Genomic DNA, 20368 nt, shown 5'->3' on the forward strand with positions numbered 1-20368 from the left:
CGAGGAGCGTTCTCCCAAGCAATGGAGGAACATACCCATGCCCAATCTGAAGGTTAAACCTAACGGCTCGCATGGCCGCGTTACCCATGTCACGCCTGACAGCGCCGGCTGGACCTATGTCGGCTTCGACCTGCATCGCTTGAAGCCGGGCGAAACCGCTTCGGCCGAGACCGGCGATCGCGAAGTCTGCCTCGTCTGGGTCAGCGGCAAGGGAAGCGCCAAGGCGGGTGCAAAGGATTTCGGCTCGCTCGGCGGGCGCATGAGCCCCTTCGAGGGCGCACCCCACGCGCTCTATATTCCAGCAGGCTTGAGCTGGTCGGTGACAGCCGAGACCGATCTGGAACTGGCCGTCTGCTCAGCACCGGGCGGCGGCTCCTATGAAGCCCGCTCCATTCCGCCAGGCACGCACCCGGCGCTGACGCGCGGCAAGGGTACCAATGTCCGCCACGTCAACAACATCATGCCGGAAGATGACGGTGCGGCGCATTCGCTGCTGGTCGTCGAAGTGATTACGCCGGGCGGACACACCTCGTCTTACCCGCCGCACAAGCACGATCAGGACAATCTCCCGCACGAGAGCTTCCTGGAGGAGACCTATTACCATCGCCTCAACCCGCCGCAGGGCTTCGGCTTCCAGCGCGTCTATACGGACGACCGGTCGCTCGATGAAGTCATGGTGCTGGAAGATGGCGATGTGACGCTGGTGCCTAGGGGATATCACCCCTGCGCCGCCTGCCACGGCTATGATCTCTACTATCTCAACGTCATGGCCGGGCCTAAGCGCATCTGGAAATTCCACAATGCCGTCGAGCATGAATGGCTGCTGAAGTCCTGAATGACTGATGAAATAGGCTCATAACAAAAAGGCTGCGCCCGAAAGCGCGGCCTTTTCCATTCTCATGCCGGCAACAAGCCATAGCGCCATTTGCGATCCCTGGCGTTGCGCGACAATACCAGCCAGGTGAGCAGGATCATCCCGGTCTCAGCGAAGATCGGCGTCATCCAGATTCCGCGTTCGCCGAAGACGAGCGGCAGGAGGAATGTCAGCGGCAGGGTGAACAGATAGGACCGTGACAGACCGAAGATCGCACCACGCTTCGCATCACCGATGGACTGGAAATAGGACGACAGGATGATCGCCTGACCAAAGAGGAAATAGGCGCCGATCGTCCAGGGCAGGATGCGGCCGACTTCCGTCACGATCACGGGATCGCCTACGAAAATCGAACCCATATGCCCAGCCAGCAACTCGACGATGAGTTCGACGGCTGCGCAATAGACGAGAGCCGAAATCAGGGCGATCAGAACGCTATGACCGACGCGGGCTAGAAGGGCGGCGCCATGATTATGGCCTGATATGGTCTGCAACGCGATGCTCAAGCCCAGCAGCGGCAGATAGGCGAAGGTCATTACTCTTGTGACGATTCCATAGGCGCCGACGGTCGCAACATAATCCCCCTCATGCCAGATCGACACGTTGAAGAGGATCGCCGCCGAGCTCAGCGAAATGCCGATGAAACCGAGGCTCATCGGAGCGCCGAAGGCAAAGATGCCGCGCCACTCGCGAACATGCAGCGCCATGTCGACCCAAAGACCATTCGGCCGACGCAGGCGATAGATGATGACGATCATCAGGCAGATGAATTGCGCCAAGACGGAGCCGCCGGCGGAGCCGACCACGCCCCAGTGCGCAACGGCCATCAGCAGCCAGTTTGCCAGAATGTTGAGCAGCGTCGAGGCAAGCGTCACCAGCGTCATGAAGCCGAGCTTCCCTTCGCACCGCAGCCCGTCGAGATGGATCGAAAGAAAGAAGCTGATCGGCGCGAAGGCGACCATGACGCCCATGAAGGCCTCGGCGCTGCGGGCGACATCGACATTTCCCGCCGCTGCCACGGCAATGAAACGCCGGGCGACAAGCCAGTAGATGAGGTTGACCACCACCACGACGGCAAGCGCCAGCGTATGGGCGCCGGTAAACACGGACTTCGCGGCGTCGCGATTTCCGGCGCCGAGACGGCGGGCGAGAATGCTCGCCATGCCGTTTGAAACCAAGGTCTGCAGCGCGATCAGCAGCATCAGCGCGGGAAAGATGAGGCTGACGGCGGAGAGCGCCTCGGCGCCGACATAGACGCCGAGGAAATAGGCGTCAACGACGGCAAAGAGGCCGCTGACTGTCGTGATGATGACGATCGGCGCGGCTGTCTTGACAAAGACGCCAGGCAGCCAGCCGGTGAGAAACATATTGTTTTCGAGGGTGTGCGTCATGGTGGTATCCGGACGAAATCGCTCGCGAGCGGCAAAGATAGCGGCTTAACAAGCAGGGATGAAGATTAAAGGTCGAGAACCAGATGCGGCACGCCGTTCGATGTCCTGCGCGGCGAAATGCCGTCAGCATCGACCTGGGCGTTGATGCGCTGGCGAAACGCCGAGAAGCTCTCGAACTCGACCACATCCACCGGTTCGTCGAAGTGGATCGTTATCTTGTAGAGTCCGCCAGACTTCGCCGACATCGCCAGAACCTTGCCGGTGAAGGGTTTGTTCAGATAGCGCCCGCGAACGGCGGAGCCGACATCGAAGGGCGCATCCGGCCCGTCATTCGGTTTTGCCGCCAGCGCCGAGAGCGTGTTCCAATCGCGCAGCCCGTGTTGTTTGGCGATGAGTTCCAGCGCCGTCGAGTGGCTCATGTCGTCGCCGCGCTCGGCCATGGCCTGACGCAGACGCCGGGCCTGAGCCTTCAATTCATCTATGGACGGATACGTCGTCATAGGATCAGCCTTTGCTAAGGCACGCATTTACGACTGTGAAACGGAGCTCGCATTACCGTCAGTCAGCATGCCCTGAATGGCTGTGACCAAGAACAGCGAGGAATTCACCTTGGATTTTCATCCGCGAGCGGCAGGCTCCTCGAACCGCTCGTTCGTATGATCGAAGCCGATGCGCCTGTCAAGACGCGCCCAAATCGGTACAAAAGACGAACCCGTTAAAATTCTACCAATGCAATTGACGCTTCTGCAAAATCTCCGTGCAAGGTTCATGCTGTAACCGAGATGAATTCGGTCTGTTTTGCAACAGGGAATGACAATGCTTCGCGCAACCCATCTGGCGAAAGTCAAATCCGAAGTCTACGAACGCAGCTGGGAACGGTTCTACGTCCAGAGGCCGGCGCGTCTCGTGGCTGTTCGTCCCTGTCTGACAGGCATTTCGGTGCGCAGCGCCGAGATTACCGACATCTCGCGCGGCGGCGCCAGCTTCACGGTCGCCACGACCGTCGGGCTGCCGACCCATTACTATCTAAACATCCTCGGCCTCGCCTACCGCATCGCCTGCGCCGAGGTCAGCCGCATCGACAACCGCGTCCATGTCCGCTTCATCAACCTGATCGAGCCGGAAACCCTGCGCCGCGTCGTGCGCGCCGATTTCATGATCGGCAATGTCGAAGCGCTGGCGGCACGCGGCAGGCGGCGGCCAGTATAAATTCGGCTTCACGTCCTCAATCGCTTGGCACGTCCCCGCGGGCATATCGTGCAGGCGGCATGCCTGCGTATCGCGCAAAGGCGACGCTGAAGGTGCTTGCCGATCCGTAGCCAACGCGTTCAGCTACCTGATCCATCCCCAATTCGCGGCTGCGCAATAGCTGCTTTGCGAGGGCCATGCGCCAAGCCAATAGATATTCCATTGGCGGCAGGCCAACGACGCGGCTGAAACGCGCAAAGAAAGCCGATCGGGACAGGGCCGCTTCGGTCGCAAGATCCGCGACAGTCCAAGGATGGGCAGGACGCGCATGCATCGCGTGAAGTGCTGCGGCTAGGCGTTCATCGGCAAGGCCGCGACTCAAGCTCGACGTGACGGTTGTTTCCGTGCCGGATCGCAATGCCTCGATCAACAACACCTCCAGCAGCCGCTCCAAAACGAGTTCGCGCGCCGGCCGGCGCTCGCGCGTTTCCTCACCGACCAATTGCATCAGCGTCGCGAGTCGAGGCTCGTCACGAACGATAACGACATCAGGCAATAGGGAAACGAGCAAGGCCGCGTCCGGCGCGCCGAAACTGCAATGCCCTATGCGCATGCGCAGATCCGCCGACCCTTCGAGGCGGCCGACACGGAAATGGCCGCCGCTCAACTGCGTCGGAACCGTGGCAGGCAGATCGGCCGGTGCGTCGACGCTCTCGTTGACAAGGTCGCGCATGGCCGGCACGAGCACGAAATCACCGGCCTGGAGGATGAAAGGCTGATGTCCTCCAAACGTTACGCGGCAACGCCCCTCAAGGATTGCGCAGTAAAATGGTTCGCCTGTGGCCTCCCGATGAATTCGCCAGGCGCCAGCGCATTCCACCAGCTTCGAAAAGCGTGCGGCCGGCTGTAGCAGCGTGACGATTTCGGCAAGGGGATCGACGGTCATAATCAGGACTAACGCTAAAGAAATGGAGACTGTAGCATATATAAAGTCTCTCGCTAGGTCACTACCATGGCATCATTCCTTTTGTTTGGAGAAGCTTATGTCTACGATATTGATCACCGGTTGCTCGTCCGGCTTCGGCCTGGAGACTGCGAAACTGTTTTTTGAACGAGGGTGGGATGTCATCGCGACAATGCGCACGCCCAAACCCGAGCTACTACCGGTTTCCGAACGCCTGCGTATTCTCGCGCTCGACGTCACCAATCCGGCAAGTATCGCGCAAGCTGTGAAGGCTGCCGGTCCGATAGACGTATTGGTCAACAATGCCGGTTTCGGAGCGCCCTCACCGATCGAGCTGACTGCTCCGGAGACGGTGCAGTCGCTGTTCCAGACAAATACGATCGGCACATTGGCGATGGTTCAGGCCGTATTGCCTCAGATGCGTCAACGTCGGGCCGGAGTCATCGTCAACGTCACCTCTACGGTGACGGTCAAGACTCTGCCGGTGATTGGAATCTACCGGGCGAGCAAGGCAGCGGTGAACGCCTTCACCGAGTCCTTATCGGTGGAGATGGAGCCATTTGGCGTGCGGGTGCATATTGTCCTGCCAGGCCGGTCGCCGGAAACTCGCTTTGGGGAGAATGCGCGTCCACATTTGCGTGGTCTGGACGATCCGGATTATGCTCCGCTCATTCAGCAATTCATCAAGAATGTGCAGGACGACACCGGCCCCGTCACCTATGCTCCCGACGTAGCGAAGGCGGTGTGGCGGGCAGCCACCGATCCATCCGCCCCGCTGCGAATTCCGGGCGGTGCGGATGCTGAACTCTGGATGGCTGAGGCAGATTTGTAACCGGAATCGGTGCAGCCCAAAAGCTGCTGCCGTTCCGACTCGACCGCGCATTAGAGAGAACACGCAGCCGTCGGCCCCGGGAGCGCGGGCCGGCGGCTGCGTTCGGCCTTTTGCGAACGTCTCATTTCATAGTGGCAGGCGCAGTCTGCCTATTGATATGCGGCGTATGAGATCGGTGAAAAGATCGCATTCCGCAGCCATGACCCGTCGTTCCAGCGAAAGTACGTTATCGTCGGGATGAATCTGAACGGTCGTTGTGGCCACAGTTCTTCCGTGGTCATACTCTCCGTCTACGAGGTGGATCGTTGCGCCTGTTTCGGTCTCGCGATTGTCGAGCACGGCTTGATGAACTCTTCGCCCATACATTCCCAAGCCGCCGTATTTGGGTAGCAACCCCGGATGAACATTCAATATTCGCCCATCAAACGCGGCTAGCGTAAGCGGGCCAAGTTTCTTGAGATAGCCAGATAGAACCACGATTTCAGCGCCATAGGCGATTAGAATGTCGCGAAGCTGTTTATCCGCATCAGCTTCCCTGTCCTTCGTCGGAATATGAAACGATGGAATACCGTTGGCCTCAGCATAGGCTAGTGCTGCGGACGAGGCCCTATTGCTAACCAGCACGACGGCGGCGGCATTCATTGTGTTCGCTCGAATGGCCTCGTTGACCGTCCCAAATGAGGTTCCATTGTTTGATGCAACGAACGCTATTGCGAGCTTATCCATCAGGGACCTCGTTGATCGATGCTATCGCGATGACCGAAACTCCCTTTAATGGCACCTGACAAGGATTTTCAATGATTGCGACGACGCAATCCGAAGGCCGCGTTTTCCGCCCTTGCAACCAACCGCCAAGCGCCTATTCTGCCGCACCCAGCAACCGAATTCGGGAACAATGCCAGCATGTCCGCCTTCTTGCGCTTCACGCCGCTGATCAGCGCCCTTCCCTCCACCGTTCCTTTCGTCGGCCCAGAAGCGTTGGAGCGTCAGCGCGGGCTGACGGTCAAAGCCCGTATCGGCGCCAATGAGAACGGCTTTGGGCCAGCGCCCTCCGTCATCGCGGCCATGCGTGAGCGGGCCGGCGATATCTGGATGTATAACGATCCGGAAAATTACGAGTTGAAGCAGGCGCTTGCGGCCCATCTCGGCGTTCAATCCGCCAATATCGCCGTCGGCGAAGGGATCGACAGCCTGCTTGGCCTGATCGCGCGTATGGTCATCGAGCCGGGTACGCCCGTCGTCACCTCGCTCGGCGGCTATCCCACCTTCAATTTCCATGTCGCCGGCTTCGGCGGTCGCCTCGTCACCGTGCCCTATGTCGATGATCGCGAGGATCTCGATGGGCTGCTCCACGCGGTGAAGCGAGAGAATGCGCCGCTCGTCTATTTCGCCAATCCCGACAATCCGATGGGTAGCTGGTGGGGTGCCGACAAGATCATCGCCTTTGCCCGGGCGCTGCCGGAAAACTGCCTGCTGATCCTCGACGAAGCCTATAGCGAGACCGGGCCTGCCAGCTCGCTTCCTGATATCTCTGATCTGATCGACCTGCCGAATGTCTTGCGCACCCGTACCTTCTCCAAGGCCTATGGCCTTGCCGGCGCCCGCGTCGGCTATGCTATCGGCGCGTCGGAGACCGTACTGGCCTTCGACAAGATCCGCAATCATTTCGGCATGAACAGGCTCGCGACTGTGGCGGCGCTCGCAGCGCTGAAGGATCAGACCTATCTTTCCGAAGTAATCGGCAAGATCAGGGCTGCTCGTGAGGAGATCGACACGATCGCCCGCGACAATGGGCTGCTGCCGCTCGCCTCCGCCACCAATTTCGTCGCCATCGATTGCGGCCGCGACGGCACTTATGCCCGCGCGATCGTCGACGGGCTGATCCAGCACGGTGTCTTCATCCGCATGCCGGGCGTGGCCCCGCTCAATCGTTGCATCCGCATCAGCGTCGGACCGAAGCAAGATCTGGAGCTGCTTGCCGAAGCGCTGCCCAAAGTGTTGAAGGCGATCGGTTAGACCGAAAACGACGAAACCGCGCCTGCCTTGTCCCGGCCGGTCGCGGTTTTCATCATTCGGCTGGCATCTCCCTCGGCCGCCGACATCCCCTCTTTCGAGGTCAGGAAGTCGTATCACCTACAGCACGCCTTAGAGCGTGATGCCGAAAAGGGCAGGCGGTTTTCGGACGACTTCACGCTCTATTTCTTTGATTCTAGAGCGGATTCAGATTTTAGGTCGAACAGACCTAAAATCATCCGGCTCTAGTGCGTGGTCATCCATTCGCGGGCGGCGCGCAGCGCTGCTGCGAGCTGCATCTTGGTCAAAGTCGCGGCCACGTCGGCGCGAAGCTCGGCGGCGCGCTCGCTGCCACGGATGGCGGCGATATTCAACCATTTGTGGGCGGCAACGAGGTCCGCATTACAGCCCCTGCCGGTCGCATAGTTCACGCCCAGTTCGCAAAGGGCATCGGCGCTGTTTCCACCCATCATGGCATTTCCAGACATCGGCGTTTCGAAGCGTGCCATTGCTATTATCCCTGTTTGACTTCTGTTCGTATCTGCCCTGTTTTCCATCCGAACCTTGCCGTCATACGCGGCTTTCCGGTTCTTCCGGCCGGCGGGTTTGCCCCGCTCGTTTGATGGCTTCACTATCGCAGACGGCTTTCAAAAAACGCCTAAAATGCATGATTAATTCGATGCAAACAAAGTGCAAATGCTTGGTAAACTTGGGATTTTATTAAACATCGCTTCCCTTGCAAATTAAGGATTTTCGGGCAGGCTTTACCTTTCGTTAGGATTTGGATTTAAACTCTTTCTTCACCACAAAAAGAGCGCAGTTGAATTCGATGTCGTGTTTCGACGGCGCGCGGATATCCGCCGAAACGGGTATTTGAGCTCCGAAACCATATTTACCTTTACGTTCGCGTTAGATAATCTCACCGCATTCCCGGTCACAGAACCGGATGCGCCTTGGGGGAGGAAATGACACCATGATCCGCACTACCGTTCTTGCGATGGCATTGCTGATGAGCGCGAGTGCCGCTCTTGCCGAAGAGCCGATCGTCGGCAATTGGAAAACGGTTGCTGGCGATACCGCCGCTATTGCGCCCTGCGGCGACAGCTATTGCGTGACCCTGAAAACAGGCAAATATACCGGCAAGCAGATCGGCAAGATGCAGGGCTCGGGCAACAACTATACGGGCGAACTGACCGATCCCTCGGACGACAAGACCTATAGCGGTTCCGGCACGGTCAGCGGCAACAAGATCAAGATGCAAGGCTGCGTGCTGAAGGTATTCTGCAAGTCGCAGACCTGGACGAAGCTCTAAAACAGCATCTGCCTATTCCAGTAAGCATTTAACGTGCCTGCCCGCTCTCGGCTGGCAGGCTTTTTTATTTGCCTGCGGAAGATGCAGGCGCCCTTTCGAAGCCGGTAATATTTATGAACGCCGGATGAACCGGTATCTCAGCACCTGTTCAGCCTGACCATGGCAAAACAGTGTCCAGTATAGGGCACGGGTAGGCCAGGAATATGGACTCGATCATCATCGCGCGGCGCTTCGTTGTTATCATGCTATTTGCCGCCATCTTCGCATTCAGCTTCTCGGTTGCGGTCGAGCATGGCGGTCGCAGCGGCGCACAATCGCATTTCGGCGCAAGCTTCACCTGCCTGCAGACCGGCGCGCCTTACTGCACGACGGTGCAATAACGAACGCCTGCGAGTAATCCTCGCGCAGGCCCGTGGGCGGCTCTAAAAATAGCTGCGAGAATCCAGGCCGCCTGTTGCAACGTCGTTTGCTTGTAACCGACGACACTCTATAATGGCGCATGAGCAACAGAATCTCTCCCTTTTCACCCCTCGACATCTCCTCCCCCAGCCCGTACCAGCCGCGGACCTTCGATGATCCGGGCAAGGCCGTGGAAGCGCTGACGGAACTTTACGATCGCAATACGGCGTTCCTGATCGACAATTTCACCAAGCTTGCCAAAGGTGCGCCGATCACAGCGCGCTACCGCGCCTTCTATCCGCAGGTCAGCATCGAGACCACCAGCTTCGGCCACGTCGATTCACGCCTCTCCTACGGTCATGTCACCGCGCCCGGCGTCTACACGACGACGATCACCCGTCCGCAGCTCTTCAAGCATTATCTCAAGGAGCAGCTGACGCTCCTGATGCGCAGCCATAATGTTCCGGTGGTGGTGTCGGAATCGACGACACCTATCCCGATCCATTTCGCCTTCGGCGAAGGCGCTCATGTGGAAGCAACCGCCACCGTTTTCGAAGACATTCCGCTGCGCGACCTCTTCGACACGCCGGACTTGAACACCACGGACGACGAAATCGCCAACGGCGAATATATCCCGCCGCCGGGCGAGCCCTCGCCGCTTGCGCCGTTTACAGCACAGCGCATCGATTATTCGCTGGCTCGCCTTGTCCACTACACGGCGACCAGTGCGGCGCATTTCCAGAATTTCGTGCTGTTCACGAACTATCAGTTCTATATCGACGAGTTCTGCAAATGGGCGCGCGACCTGATGGCGAGCGGCGGCGATGGCTATACCGAATTCGTCGAACCAGGCAACATCATCACGAAGGCGGGTTCCAGCCAGCCCGAGGGCGATGTGACCGCGCCGCGGCTGCCGCAGATGCCGGCCTACCATCTGAAGAAGAGGGGCCATGCCGGGATCACCATGATTAATATCGGCGTCGGCCCATCCAACGCCAAGACGATCACCGACCACGTCGCCGTGCTGCGTCCGCATGCCTGGCTGATGCTCGGCCATTGCGCCGGCCTGCGCAACAGCCAGCGGCTCGGCGACTATGTGCTCGCCCATGCCTATATGCGCGAGGACCACGTTCTCGACGACGACCTGCCGGTCTGGGTGCCCATCCCGGCACTCGCCGAAGTGCAGGTGGCGCTGGAGGCCGCCGTTGCCGAAATCACCGGTTATGAAGGCTTCGAGCTGAAGCGCATCATGCGCACGGGCACGGTCGGCACCATCGACAACCGCAACTGGGAACTGCGCGATCAGGCAGGCCCGGTCAAGCGGCTGTCGCAAGCCCGCGCCGTTGCGCTCGATATGGAATCGGCGACGATCGCCGCCAACGGCTTCCGCTTCCGCGTTCCCTACGGCACGCTGCTCTGCGTTTCGGACAAGCCTCTGCACGGCGAACTGAAGCTGCCGGGTATGGCGACGGCCTTCTATCGCACCCAGGTGAACCAGCATCTGCAGATCGGTATCCGCGCCATTCAGAAACTGGCCGCCATGCCGCCGGAAGCGCTGCATTCGCGCAAGCTGCGCAGCTTCTTCGAAACGGCATTTCAGTAAACGACAGCGCTTGCTTGCTACTGCCCATCCACGGGCACAGAATATACATTAGCAGCGGCCGCGACTTGCGGCCGTTCGTCGTTTGGCTGCGCACCCCAGCTCAGGCACAGGATCAGCAGGGCAAAGCCCGCCAAGCCGATCCAGGTGCGGAACACGACCCTGCCGACATCGGCTGCGTCGAGCAGCTCCTCTTCCGACAGCGTCTTCTTTTGCCAGTAATGCACGATTGCGGCTTCCAGACTGTACATTTCCGTCTCTCCTTATGGTGTTGACGGAACTGGTCGACCGGGCTCGGGCTTTTTCGACAGCATCAGAAATTTTTGTCATGCTGCGGATCGAGATGTCGATTTGCTTGGCAGCCACTCGTCTAGGGCTGTCAGCAAATTGAAGAGGAGACGCTGCGATGAAATATCTCTGCCAGGTCTGGTTCGATGGCACGACGCTCGATGTCATGACCAAGGATGAAAAGCGCAAGCTCGATTCGGATTCGCTCGGCTATGACCGCGATCTGATGGCCAGCGGTAACATGATCCATGCCGAAGCGCTGCAATCGCCAAAGTCTGCGGTGACGGTGCGGGTCCGCAACGGCGAGACGGCGGTCACCGACGGCCCCTTCATCGAAACCAAGGAATATCTTGGCGGCTTCATCCTGATCGAGGCGAAGGACCTGAACGATGCGATCCGGATTGCCGCTGGCATCCCGCTCGCCAAGCTCGGCGCCATCGAGGTACGGCCGATCTATAATTTCGGCCCGGACGTTTGAGGAGGTTACCATGAAATTTCTTTGCCAGGTCTGGTTCGAGAGCGCAGAAATCGCCAAGATTTCCGAGGAGGAAGGACGAAAGCTGACCCTGGATTCGGTCGACAACGACAACCGGCTGCGCGAGAGCGGCCATCTCATTGTTGCCAATGCCCTGCGCGAACCGGAGACTGCGAAAACAGTCCGGGTGCGCCGGGGCGAAACCGCCGTTACCGACGGCCCGTTCGCGGAGATCAAGGAACATCTCGGCGGCTTCGTGCTGATCGAGGCCCGGGACATGGAGGAAGCGACGGCAATCGCCGCCACCTTCCCTGTCGCCCGATACGGCATGATCGAGGTTCGCGCCGCCTTCGACATCCGCTTTCCGAATGAATAGCAGCGAGAGGAGAAGACATGCGGTTTCTATGCCTGATCTACACATCCGTGGATGTCGACGGACGATTGTCGCCGAACGAGATGAATCATCTGATCGGCGAGCACTTCGTCTTCGACGAGGGCTTGCGGCGGGACGGCACCATGATCGTTTCCGATGCACTGGCGCTCCGAGACAAATCGATCGTCATCCGGCCGAACGGCGGCGACGGATTTTCAGTGACGGACGGCCCCTTCGCGGAGACCAAGGAGCACCTGGCCGGCTTCTATCTCATCGAAGCCCCTGACCTCGATGGCGCTGTCGATATCGCCAAACGTATTCCCTCGGCGCGCTATGGCGCCGTCGAAATCCGCCCGGTTCGTATCTTGACCCTTCGGGGAGACCTGGCAGAGGAAGGCTGACGCCGTGTCGCTGAACCAAACCATTGAAGGCATCTATCGCAGCCACTCGCGCCGCGTTCTTGCGACGCTGATCCGTCTGCTTGGCGATTTCGACCGAGCGGAGGAAGCCCTTCACGATGCCTTTGCAGCAGCGGCGCAGCAATGGACGGAGGAGACCATCCCGGCCAATCCCTATGCCTGGCTCGTCTCCGCCGGACGTTTTCGCGCCATCGACAATATAAGGCGGCGCACGCGTTTCGACGCTGCCAAGGCCGACATTGCCGACAGCCTCTATCCGGAGGGCGAGATAATGGAGACATCGCAAAGCGAGGAGATCGAGGACGACATGCTGCGACTGATCTTCACCTGCTGTCACCCGCTTATACCAGCCGAAGCGCGGATGGCGATGGCCTTGCGGGAGGTCTGCGGCCTGACGACGGAAGAGATTGCTCATGCCTTTCTGATTCCGGCCCCGACAGTCGCGCAGCGCATCGTCCGTGCCAAGAACCGCATTCGCACCGACCATATTCCCTATGAGGTCCCCAGCAAGACCGAACTGCCGGAACGGCTGGCGCAGGTACTGCATGTCATCTACCTCGTCTTCAACGAGGGCTATTCGGCATCGTCAGGTGCGGCGATCGTCCGCGCCGACCTTGCAGCCGAAGCCATCCGGCTCGGCAGGCTCCTGCTGCAGCTATTGCCGGATTCGGAAGTCGAGGGGCTGCTGGCAATCATGCTGCTGCAGGATTCGCGGCGGCATGCGCGCACCAATACCTCCGGCGATCTCGTGCTGCTCGTCGATCAGGATCGTGCGCTGTGGGATCATGGTCAGATCCGCGAGGGTTTGGCGCTGTCGGCACGGGCCATGTCTGTCGAAAGCGTCGGCGGCTATGCACTGCAGGCGGCGATCGCCGCGGAACATGCTCGCGCCATGACCGCGGAGGATACCGACTGGCGAAAGCTGGTAATGCTATACGACCTACTGCTGGTCGCAAGTCCATCCCCGGTAATCGAGCTCAATCGCGCGGTTGCCATCTCCATGTGCGATGGTCCAGTGGCGGCACTTTGCATCATCGATGGGCTGCTGCGGGAGGAGCGCATGGCACGGTATCATCTCACCCATGCGGCGAAGGCCGACTTCCTTCGCCAAATTGGCCGGATGGATGAGGCGCGGCAATCCTATCAAAGGGCGCTTTCGCTATGCCAGCAGGCGCCGGAGCAGGCTTTTCTGCGCAGGCGATTGGCCGAGCTTGACGACAAGACGACGCGGCATTAAAGCGCGGCGCGATCTTTTAGGGCGCAGCTGCGCGCTTGCGCGAGACCAGCAATCCGATCGCAGTTCCCGTCAGCGCCGAGACCACGATCAGGAGATGGGCGTTGATGCTCGCCTGTGCGAGATTTTCGATTGCCTCCTTGGCGCTCGAAGCACCAAAAGCCATGGCGCCAGCGGTGATGCCGGCCGGATAGGTGCCGACGCCTCCGGGCGCATGCACGGGCAGGACTGATGATAATTCGCCGCCGAGAGCACCGCCGAAGCTTGCTGAAAGCGGCGTGACGTTCATGAGGCCGAGCGCCCAGGCGAGTACCACGACCTTGACGAGCCAGTTGACGATCGTCGTCAGCCAGGCGCGCGCAAAGGCGCTGGCATCAACCGGCAGGCCGCGCTCCAGCTCATGCACCAGCCCTTGCGCCTTCTTTGGCAGGGCGCGGGCGGCAAGGCGGATCAGCGGCCGGCGGGAGGCGAAGCCTGCGACCGGCAGCAGCAGGAAGGCTGCCCATACGATCCAGGCCAGGACATGGTAGGGCGAAGCAAGCGCAAGACCGACGCCGGCTGCGGCCAGCAGTGCATGCAGGTCGAGCAGCCGCATGACGAACAGCGCCGAAGTTCCCCGCGCCAGCGGAATGCCGAATTCGGAGCGCATCAGCACCGGGAAGCTGGTCTCTCCAGTGCGGAAGGGCATCATGATATTCAGCAGATTATGGACCTGCGTCACACGGAACAGCGCCGCAAAATGACCCGAGGTTTCCTTCGGGAAGTAATCGTAGATGCGCCAGGTGCGCAGGAAATAGGTGCTCGTCAGGAGCGCCAGCGCCAGAAGGATCGGCAGGGCGCCGACCTTACCCCATTGCGCCAGGATCGAGGTCCAGCCCCAGAACCATTCGATGAAGGCGGCATAGGCAAGGACGACTGCGAGCGTCAGCAGCGTCATTCGGTTGCGAATAAACCAATTCTGTCGGCTGGCAACCGTCGGAGTCTTCATGTAGTTAGGGCACCCAAATGCGAGCGGAAGGCTGAAACCGGACTTTTCGCTCGTTTCGTCCGGCAGGTACTGCCGGTCTTTTAGGAGAAAGAAGTGTTGCAGACAACGGCAGAGTCGACCCTCCCCCAGGCCGATCCGGCAAGCCCTCTCGAGCTTTCGCTGGTCGTGCCTGTCTTCAACGAGGAAGAAAGCGTCGGACCGCTCATCGAGCGCATCTGTGCCGCCATGCGTGGATTTGACAAGTCCTGGGAGCTGATCCTGGTCGACGACGGCAGCACGGACGCCACGCTCGTCAATGCCCGCCGGTCACTTTCGCAGGAAGGCTTGACGCTGCGTATCGTCGAACTTCAGCGCAATTTCGGCCAGACCGCCGCCATGCAGGCCGGTATCGATGCGGCGAACGGCCGCCTGATCGCCACCATGGACGGCGATCTGCAGAATGACCCGAAGGATATACCCTCCATGGTCGAGGAGCTGGAACGGCGGCAGCTCGACCTGCTCGTCGGCTGGCGCAAGAACCGCCAGGACGGGCTTCTGCTGCGCAAGATCCCCTCCTGGTGTGCCAACTACCTGATCGGCCGCATCACGGGCGTCAAGCTGCACGATTATGGCTGCAGCCTGAAAATCTACCGCGCCTCCATCATCAAGCAGGTGAAGCTGATGGGCGAAATGCACCGCTTCATCCCCGCCTGGGTCGCCGGCGTCGTGCCGAGCTCACGGATCGGCGAAGTCCCGGTCACCCATCATGCCCGCCAGCACGGCACGTCGAAATACGGGATTTCGCGCACCTTCCGCGTCATTCTCGATCTCCTGTCGGTGATGTTCTTCATGCGCTACAAGGCGCGGCCGGGACACTTCTTCGGCTCGCTCGGCCTTGGCCTCGGCGCGCTTGCTGGGCTGATCCTGCTCTGGCTCTTCATCGACAAGTTCATCTTCGGCGACGATATCGGCAGCCGTCCGTTGCTGATGGTCGGCGTTGTGCTGCTCCTGTCGTCGGTGCAGATGATCACGACAGGCATCCTCGCCGAAATGATCGCCCGCATCTATTATCGCGACGATCTCTCGCCGAACTATATCGTGCGCAAGATCTTCGATCGAGATCATCAGGACGCCTAGGCACCGGCCTAACAGCAACGGGAGCTGAACGGCGCATGAGCTCGAAGGACGACATCACTAGCCAACTATCGGACACGGCAGACCTGCCACCATGGCGGACAACAAGCTCGACGCGCCTTGTTCATGATCGCTGGCTGAAGGTTCGTGCGGATAACTGCGTGACCGCGGAGGGCGTGGAAATCGCGCCCTATTACGTGCTGGAATATCCCGATTGGGTCGAGATCATTGCGCTCGATGCCGAGGATCATATCTACCTCGTTCAGCAGTATCGTCACGGCCTCGGCGTCGTGGCGCTCGAGCTCCCTGGCGGAGCCGTGGATGCGAGCGATGCAAGTCCGGTCGCGGCGGCCGCGCGCGAGCTGCGCGAGGAAACCGGGCTTTCATCCACCGAATGGGATTACGTCGGCAAGCTTGCACCAAATCCTGCCACGCATACAAACCACTCGCATATCGTTATTGCCCGCAATGTCGAACTTGCAAGCAAGCCGGCGGACGACCCGACCGAGCGCATCCGGTTGATCCGCATGCCGATCCGCCAAGCAATCGAGCTGGCGCTGGAAGGCAAGATGATCCAGGTCATCCATGTTGCGGCGCTGACCCTTGCCCTTCATAAGGCGGACAAGTGGGACGTGCCGAAACCCAAGCCCTGACTACGATTTCCTCTCCGCCCACACGGCATCGAGCGCGCCACGCGCGATCCGCACCATGGCATCTACTTCCTCATGGGTGATAATGAGCGGCGGCGAGGCCAGCATGCGGTCTCCGGTGGCGCGCAGGATCAGGCCGTTCGCCAGGGCCTGGTTGCGGACGGCGGAACCTATAGCGTCAGGCTTTTCGAAACGGCGGCGGGTGGATTTGTCGGCGGCGAGCTGCAGGCCGCCCATCAAGCCGATGCTGACGGCTTCGCCGACCATGTCGTGATCGGCAAGGCTGCCCCAAGCCTGGGCGAAGTAAGGGCCGATATCGTCGCGCACGCGCTCAACCAGCCTTTCCTCCTCGATGATCCGCAGATTTTCGAGAGCAGCGGCGGCGCAGACCGGATGGCCGGAATAGGTGAAGCCGTGGTTGAATTCGCCGACTTCATTGATGAGCGCATCGGCGACGCGGTCGCTGACGAGCACACCGCCGATCGGCAGGTAGCCCGACGACAGTCCTTTAGCGATCGGTGCGAGATCCGGCTCGACGCCGAAGTGCTGATGGCCGAACCAGGCGCCGAGGCGGCCGAAGCCGCAGATCACCTCGTCGCAGACGAGCAGGATGTTCCTTGTCTTGCAGATGCGTGCGATCTCGGGCCAATAGGTCGATGGCGGAATGATGACACCGCCGGCACCCTGCACCGGCTCGGCGACGAAGGCTGCGACATTGTCTTCGCCCAGCTCGTCGATCTTGGCTTCGAGTTCGCGAGCGACCTTGAGACCAAATTCCTCCGACGAGAGATCGCCACCCTCGGCATACCAATAGGGCTGACCGATATGGACGACGCCAGGGATCGGCAAGTCGCCCTGCTCGTGCATGTATTTCATGCCGCCCAAGCTGGCGCCGGCGACCGTCGAGCCGTGATAGCCGTTCTTGCGGGCGATGATGGTCTTCTTCGTCGGCTTGCCCACAGCGCCCCAATAGACCCTCGCCATGCGGAACCAGGTATCGTTGGCCTCCGAGCCGGAATTGGTGAAGAAGACATGGTTGAACTGCGGCCCCGCATGGGCACAGACCTTTTCGGCGAGAAGCGTTGCCGGCGTAGTCGTGGTGCCGAAGAAGGTGTTGTAATAGGGCAGCTCGTTCATCTGCCTGGCCACGGCGTCAGCAATCTCGGTTCGGCCATAGCCGATATTCACGCACCAGAGGCCGGCAAAGCCGTCGAGATACTTTCGCCCTTCCGCATCGAAGATATAGACGCCCTCGCCGCGCTGGATGACGCGCGCGCCTTCCGCGTTTAGCTTCTTCATGTCCGCGAAGGGATGAAGGTGATGAGCGGCATCGAGGGCGGCGAGATTGGAGCGGCTTGGTGTATCGGACATGGCTGAGACTCACCTCATTGCGATAGGTTTCTGTCAGGCGCGTCCGCCGACGCCGTTGCTATGTGCATGGCCCCTCACCCCAGCCCTCTCCCCGTCAAACGGGGAGAGGGAGTTTTCGCGCCAGACAGCCGCTTTAGGTGCGGCAACTACTGGTGGGGGTCCCCTCTCCCCGCACATGCGGGGAGAGGGTTAGGGTGAGGGGCCAGGCACGAGAGACTTAGCCTCGCCGGACTTGACTGCAAGCTATCTTGGTTTACGACCATGCCGTGAGCATGGGGGATTTACAAGAGCATGGCGGCCGACAACGCAACCGAAGGTAACGCGCGCATCGAGGTGCTGATCTCGGACATGAACGGCCGGCTGCGCGGCAAGCAGATCCCGATTTCAGCCGAAAAGAAGGTCTGGTTCGGCGCCGTACGGCTGCCGACTTCGACGCAATCGCTCGATATCTGGGGCGATGACAATGACGATATTACCGGCCTGTCGCTGGCGATCGGAGATCCGGACGGGACCTGTGTCGCCGACAAGCGCACGCTCGCCGACATGCCCTGGGCGCCGGCGGGATCGAAGCAGGTGCTGGCTACCATGCATGAGCTCGACGGCAGCCCGAGCTTCCAGGATCCGCGCGCTATTCTTTCGGCCGTTGTCGATCGCTACAAGGCGCTCGGCCTAACGCCCGTCGTCGCGACCGAACTGGAATTCTACCTTCTGGCCGGAGACTGGCGCGACAGAGGCGTCCCGTCGCCGCCGCCTGCCCTAACCTATCAGGGCGAGCCGAACGGCTTTCAGCTCTATGACATGGATGCCGTCGATCTCCTTGACGATTACCTCGAAACGTTGCGCGCCTACGCCCGGGCGCAGGGGTTGCCGGCGGATGCGACGACGGCGGAATTTGGTCCCGGTCAATTCGAGGTAAACCTGCTACATCGCCCGGATGCGCTGGCCGCTGCCGATGATTGCATCATGCTGAAGCGCGTGGCGGAACAGGCGGCGCGCAAGCATGGCCTGAAATCGACCTGCATGGCAAAGCCCTATACCGACCATGCCGGCTCGGGACTGCACGTGCATGCCAGCATCATCGACGCTCAAGGGCGCAACGTCCTCGATGCTGCAGGCAGCGAGCCGAAGAGGCTGAAGTCGATCTGCGCGGGACTGCTACAGACCTTGCAGGACGCGCAGCTGGTCTTTGCGCCCTATGCCAATTCCTATCGCCGATTCCAGCCGGGTTCGTTTGCGCCCGTCGATCTCACCTGGGGCTTCGGCCATCGCGGCACGGCCGTGCGCATCCCGGAAAAGGACGGGCCGGGCGCGCGCATCGAGCACCGCGTCGCCGGCGCCGATGCCAATCCCTATCTGATGCTGGCGGCAATTCTCGGCGGTATGTTGCTGGGCCTTGAGAACGACCTCGATCCGGGTGAGGAGACGACGCCGGCTTACGCGCCGACCGATGCACCCAAGCTGACGCATGATTTCCTGACCGCCGTCGAGCGCTTCCGCGCCTCGGCCTTCATTGCCGACATTTTCGGCGAGCGGTATCAGAAGCTCTACGGCGAGACGAAGCATAAGGAAGCGCTCGGCCACCTGCGCACGGTTTCCGATTTTGACTATCGCACCTATCTGCCGCGCCTCTGACTCTCTCAGATAGCGACGCTGTCGACGGCGCCTTCGCGCGCAACGCTGGCGGCCGTCCCCTCTCGCACCATCACCTTGAGCTCGCCCGGATGCACCTTGAGCGTCACGTCGCGCTCGAGCGGCAATAATTCGCCATCCATGACGCAGTTGGCGAGCTGGCGCAGTTTCGGGAAATGCAGATGCACCTCCGGTGCGTGCATGACCATGACATCAGCATTCTCACGAACCCGGCCGCGCAGCATGTCGATGGCAAGTCGTGCGACACCGAGCGGTCGCAGCGGCTTTGCCGTGTAGAAGCCCAGCTCGCCGCTGCGCAGGCTATCGGCATAGAGCAGCGCATTGGCGCCGAAGGGATTGTTGGAGACCGAGATCGCCGAAACATGCCGGCGCTCGCGGATGCCACCGGCCTCGAAGTCGACGTCGAATTCCGGTGGATTGGCAATGACGCCGAAGGCGGCGCGGGTGCTTGCGGACATTTTTCCAATGCGCGAGCGATAAGTGTAGCCATTGCGATAACGGACCATGCGCGCATGCAAGCCCGCTGAAAACTGGTGAATGAAAGCGCGACCGTTGGCGCTGCCGATATCGACATTGTCGACCTCACCCGTCGCGAGCACGTTCAGCGTCTGCCATATGTCGAGCGGCAGGCGCAGAGAACGGGCAAAGAGGTTCATGGTGCCGGCCGGAATGACACCGAGGGCGACGCCGTTTTTCCAGGCGATGGCCGCAGCAGCCGAAATCGTGCCATCGCCGCCGCCCGCAACGATCCCGTCAATGTCGTCGCGGCGTGCAGCACGCTCCATCGCCGAGACGACGTTGCGCCCCTCCACGACAACAGCTTCGAAATCGTGACCGGCGTCACGGAAGACCTGCTCCGCTCTCTTTTCATAGGCAGCCATGTCAGTCGTGCGGAACGTTCCGCCATCGCGATTGAAAAAGCCGATCAACTTCATCGGGGGCTCTCGGTCGTTCCGCAAATTGTATCAGGGGCTAAGGCCCGTGCGCTTCTTCTCAGATGGTTTTGGAGAGAACGATTTCAAGCGCTGTAGCCGTTTCGCCGAGATCGGCTGCAGCGCACTTATGCATGATCCGCCATGCTGCACTGCAAAAAATGCACGCGACAGAAACATTGCCCTCATTGATAGTATCAACAAGGGTGTGTCCATGCCCCCGTGTCCCTTATTCCATTTTGATGCACTGAGCGCCGAATGCCGGGATTTGCCGCATCATTCGCGGCGCTTGAATTTCGTGT

The 20368-nt window shown here is 60.4% G+C and carries 23 protein-coding genes; 14 read left to right on the forward strand and 9 right to left on the reverse strand.

The window, feature by feature from the left end:
• Positions 1-37 precede the first annotated feature (37 nt).
• Entirely contained in the window at positions 38-835 is a 798-nt protein-coding gene (iolB, locus tag PH562_RS13270) for a 5-deoxy-glucuronate isomerase (RefSeq protein ID WP_285173580.1), read from the forward strand.
• Positions 836-897: 62 nt separating this feature from the next.
• On the opposite strand, the gene PH562_RS13275 is transcribed toward iolB, so the two are convergent.
• A complete protein-coding gene (locus PH562_RS13275; RefSeq protein ID WP_285173581.1) occupies positions 898-2265 on the reverse strand; it encodes an MATE family efflux transporter in 1368 nt (455 codons plus the stop codon).
• A gap of 65 nt (positions 2266-2330) precedes the next feature.
• A complete protein-coding gene (locus PH562_RS13280; protein WP_112398188.1) occupies positions 2331-2765 on the reverse strand; it encodes a glyoxalase superfamily protein in 435 nt (144 codons plus the stop codon).
• Positions 2766-3075: 310 nt separating this feature from the next.
• Here PH562_RS13280 and PH562_RS13285 point away from each other — a divergent pair, with 310 nt between their 5' ends.
• Positions 3076-3474, forward strand: coding sequence for a PilZ domain-containing protein (locus tag PH562_RS13285; protein ID WP_207899585.1), 399 nt, complete (start codon positions 3076-3078; stop codon positions 3472-3474).
• Between the two features lie 16 nt (positions 3475-3490).
• On the opposite strand, the gene PH562_RS13290 is transcribed toward PH562_RS13285, so the two are convergent.
• Entirely contained in the window at positions 3491-4399 is a 909-nt protein-coding gene (locus PH562_RS13290; protein WP_285173582.1) for an AraC family transcriptional regulator, read from the reverse strand.
• 97 nt (positions 4400-4496) lie between these two features.
• On the opposite strand from PH562_RS13290, the gene PH562_RS13295 reads away from it, so the two are divergent.
• Positions 4497-5249 (forward strand): SDR family oxidoreductase, encoded by a 753-nt coding sequence (locus tag PH562_RS13295; RefSeq protein WP_285173583.1) that lies wholly within the window; start codon positions 4497-4499, stop codon positions 5247-5249.
• Positions 5250-5375: 126 nt separating this feature from the next.
• On the opposite strand, the gene PH562_RS13300 is transcribed toward PH562_RS13295, so the two are convergent.
• The gene (locus PH562_RS13300) at positions 5376-5975 is read right to left on the reverse strand and encodes a formyltransferase family protein (protein WP_285173584.1); all 600 of its coding nucleotides are present in this window, start codon (positions 5973-5975) and stop codon (positions 5376-5378) included.
• 177 nt (positions 5976-6152) lie between these two features.
• Here PH562_RS13300 and PH562_RS13305 point away from each other — a divergent pair, with 177 nt between their 5' ends.
• Positions 6153-7265 carry a pyridoxal phosphate-dependent aminotransferase gene (locus PH562_RS13305; RefSeq protein ID WP_285173585.1) on the forward strand — a complete coding sequence of 371 codons (1113 nt, stop codon included), beginning with the start codon at positions 6153-6155 and terminating at the stop codon, positions 7263-7265.
• Positions 7266-7507: 242 nt separating this feature from the next.
• Here PH562_RS13305 and PH562_RS13310 read toward each other — a convergent pair whose 3' ends face one another.
• Positions 7508-7771, reverse strand: a complete 264-nt coding sequence (locus PH562_RS13310) for a sel1 repeat family protein (RefSeq protein ID WP_015339268.1) — start codon at positions 7769-7771, stop codon at positions 7508-7510.
• A gap of 464 nt (positions 7772-8235) precedes the next feature.
• Between PH562_RS13310 and PH562_RS13315 the strand changes: the two genes are divergently transcribed.
• The 3 genes from PH562_RS13315 (at position 8236) to PH562_RS13325 (ending at position 10576) form a co-directional block, all read left to right on the forward strand.
• On the forward strand, positions 8236-8574 hold the full coding sequence (locus tag PH562_RS13315) for a DUF2147 domain-containing protein (RefSeq protein ID WP_285173586.1): 339 nt from the start codon (positions 8236-8238) through the stop codon (positions 8572-8574).
• 203 nt (positions 8575-8777) lie between these two features.
• Entirely contained in the window at positions 8778-8954 is a 177-nt protein-coding gene (locus tag PH562_RS13320) for a hypothetical protein (RefSeq protein ID WP_167078215.1), read from the forward strand.
• Between the two features lie 119 nt (positions 8955-9073).
• On the forward strand, positions 9074-10576 hold the full coding sequence (locus tag PH562_RS13325) for an AMP nucleosidase (RefSeq protein WP_285173587.1): 1503 nt from the start codon (positions 9074-9076) through the stop codon (positions 10574-10576).
• Positions 10577-10593: 17 nt separating this feature from the next.
• Here PH562_RS13325 and PH562_RS13330 read toward each other — a convergent pair whose 3' ends face one another.
• Positions 10594-10824, reverse strand: coding sequence for a hypothetical protein (locus PH562_RS13330; RefSeq protein ID WP_285173588.1), 231 nt, complete (start codon positions 10822-10824; stop codon positions 10594-10596).
• A gap of 155 nt (positions 10825-10979) precedes the next feature.
• Here PH562_RS13330 and PH562_RS13335 point away from each other — a divergent pair, with 155 nt between their 5' ends.
• From PH562_RS13335 to PH562_RS13350, 4 genes are read left to right on the forward strand one after another with little or no spacing between them, the layout of a single operon-like run.
• The gene (locus PH562_RS13335) at positions 10980-11339 is read left to right on the forward strand and encodes a YciI family protein (RefSeq protein ID WP_285173589.1); all 360 of its coding nucleotides are present in this window, start codon (positions 10980-10982) and stop codon (positions 11337-11339) included.
• Positions 11340-11349: 10 nt separating this feature from the next.
• Positions 11350-11712, forward strand: coding sequence for a YciI family protein (locus PH562_RS13340; protein ID WP_285173590.1), 363 nt, complete (start codon positions 11350-11352; stop codon positions 11710-11712).
• Between the two features lie 17 nt (positions 11713-11729).
• The gene (locus PH562_RS13345; RefSeq protein WP_285173591.1) at positions 11730-12110 is read left to right on the forward strand and encodes a YciI family protein; all 381 of its coding nucleotides are present in this window, start codon (positions 11730-11732) and stop codon (positions 12108-12110) included.
• A gap of 10 nt (positions 12111-12120) precedes the next feature.
• Positions 12121-13365 carry an RNA polymerase sigma factor gene (locus tag PH562_RS13350; protein WP_285173646.1) on the forward strand — a complete coding sequence of 415 codons (1245 nt, stop codon included), beginning with the start codon at positions 12121-12123 and terminating at the stop codon, positions 13363-13365.
• Positions 13366-13381: 16 nt separating this feature from the next.
• Here the strand turns inward: PH562_RS13350 and PH562_RS13355 are convergent, their stop codons facing one another.
• The gene (locus PH562_RS13355; protein ID WP_285173592.1) at positions 13382-14350 is read right to left on the reverse strand and encodes a lysylphosphatidylglycerol synthase domain-containing protein; all 969 of its coding nucleotides are present in this window, start codon (positions 14348-14350) and stop codon (positions 13382-13384) included.
• 96 nt (positions 14351-14446) lie between these two features.
• On the opposite strand from PH562_RS13355, the gene PH562_RS13360 reads away from it, so the two are divergent.
• The gene (locus PH562_RS13360; protein ID WP_285173647.1) at positions 14447-15466 is read left to right on the forward strand and encodes a glycosyltransferase family 2 protein; all 1020 of its coding nucleotides are present in this window, start codon (positions 14447-14449) and stop codon (positions 15464-15466) included.
• A gap of 35 nt (positions 15467-15501) precedes the next feature.
• Positions 15502-16116: an NUDIX hydrolase gene (locus tag PH562_RS13365; protein ID WP_285173593.1), complete on the forward strand. Its 615-nt coding sequence runs from the start codon at positions 15502-15504 to the stop codon at positions 16114-16116.
• On the opposite strand, the gene PH562_RS13370 is transcribed toward PH562_RS13365, so the two are convergent.
• A complete protein-coding gene (locus tag PH562_RS13370) occupies positions 16117-17484 on the reverse strand; it encodes an aspartate aminotransferase family protein (protein WP_285173594.1) in 1368 nt (455 codons plus the stop codon).
• 291 nt (positions 17485-17775) lie between these two features.
• On the opposite strand from PH562_RS13370, the gene PH562_RS13375 reads away from it, so the two are divergent.
• Entirely contained in the window at positions 17776-19116 is a 1341-nt protein-coding gene (locus PH562_RS13375) for a glutamine synthetase family protein (RefSeq protein ID WP_285173595.1), read from the forward strand.
• Between the two features lie 5 nt (positions 19117-19121).
• Here PH562_RS13375 and PH562_RS13380 read toward each other — a convergent pair whose 3' ends face one another.
• A complete protein-coding gene (locus tag PH562_RS13380) occupies positions 19122-20069 on the reverse strand; it encodes a diacylglycerol/lipid kinase family protein (RefSeq protein ID WP_285173596.1) in 948 nt (315 codons plus the stop codon).
• Positions 20070-20368: the final 299 nt, after the last annotated feature.

Origin of the sequence: Rhizobium centroccidentale (assembly GCF_030182565.1) — a bacterium.
In the GTDB taxonomy this organism is placed as follows: Bacteria; Pseudomonadota; Alphaproteobacteria; order Rhizobiales; family Rhizobiaceae; genus Rhizobium.

Bases quoted from the DNA above. Each gene is read 5' to 3' on its own strand.
- iolB (WP_285173580.1), top strand. From the start codon at position 38: ATGCCCAATCTGAAGGTTAAACCTAACGGCTCGCATGGCCGCGTTACC.
- PH562_RS13275 (WP_285173581.1), bottom strand. From the start codon at position 2,265: ATGACGCACACCCTCGAAAACAATATGTTTCTCACCGGCTGGCTGCCT.
- PH562_RS13280 (WP_112398188.1), bottom strand. From the start codon at position 2,765: ATGACGACGTATCCGTCCATAGATGAATTGAAGGCTCAGGCCCGGCGT.
- PH562_RS13285 (WP_207899585.1), top strand. From the start codon at position 3,076: ATGACAATGCTTCGCGCAACCCATCTGGCGAAAGTCAAATCCGAAGTC.
- PH562_RS13290 (WP_285173582.1), bottom strand. From the start codon at position 4,399: ATGACCGTCGATCCCCTTGCCGAAATCGTCACGCTGCTACAGCCGGCC.
- PH562_RS13295 (WP_285173583.1), top strand. From the start codon at position 4,497: ATGTCTACGATATTGATCACCGGTTGCTCGTCCGGCTTCGGCCTGGAG.
- PH562_RS13300 (WP_285173584.1), bottom strand. From the start codon at position 5,975: ATGGATAAGCTCGCAATAGCGTTCGTTGCATCAAACAATGGAACCTCA.
- PH562_RS13305 (WP_285173585.1), top strand. From the start codon at position 6,153: ATGTCCGCCTTCTTGCGCTTCACGCCGCTGATCAGCGCCCTTCCCTCC.
- PH562_RS13310 (WP_015339268.1), bottom strand. From the start codon at position 7,771: ATGGCACGCTTCGAAACGCCGATGTCTGGAAATGCCATGATGGGTGGA.
- PH562_RS13315 (WP_285173586.1), top strand. From the start codon at position 8,236: ATGATCCGCACTACCGTTCTTGCGATGGCATTGCTGATGAGCGCGAGT.
- PH562_RS13320 (WP_167078215.1), top strand. From the start codon at position 8,778: ATGGACTCGATCATCATCGCGCGGCGCTTCGTTGTTATCATGCTATTT.
- PH562_RS13325 (WP_285173587.1), top strand. From the start codon at position 9,074: ATGAGCAACAGAATCTCTCCCTTTTCACCCCTCGACATCTCCTCCCCC.
- PH562_RS13330 (WP_285173588.1), bottom strand. From the start codon at position 10,824: ATGTACAGTCTGGAAGCCGCAATCGTGCATTACTGGCAAAAGAAGACG.
- PH562_RS13335 (WP_285173589.1), top strand. From the start codon at position 10,980: ATGAAATATCTCTGCCAGGTCTGGTTCGATGGCACGACGCTCGATGTC.
- PH562_RS13340 (WP_285173590.1), top strand. From the start codon at position 11,350: ATGAAATTTCTTTGCCAGGTCTGGTTCGAGAGCGCAGAAATCGCCAAG.
- PH562_RS13345 (WP_285173591.1), top strand. From the start codon at position 11,730: ATGCGGTTTCTATGCCTGATCTACACATCCGTGGATGTCGACGGACGA.
- PH562_RS13355 (WP_285173592.1), bottom strand. From the start codon at position 14,350: ATGAAGACTCCGACGGTTGCCAGCCGACAGAATTGGTTTATTCGCAAC.
- PH562_RS13365 (WP_285173593.1), top strand. From the start codon at position 15,502: ATGAGCTCGAAGGACGACATCACTAGCCAACTATCGGACACGGCAGAC.
- PH562_RS13370 (WP_285173594.1), bottom strand. From the start codon at position 17,484: ATGTCCGATACACCAAGCCGCTCCAATCTCGCCGCCCTCGATGCCGCT.
- PH562_RS13375 (WP_285173595.1), top strand. From the start codon at position 17,776: ATGGCGGCCGACAACGCAACCGAAGGTAACGCGCGCATCGAGGTGCTG.
- PH562_RS13380 (WP_285173596.1), bottom strand. From the start codon at position 20,069: ATGAAGTTGATCGGCTTTTTCAATCGCGATGGCGGAACGTTCCGCACG.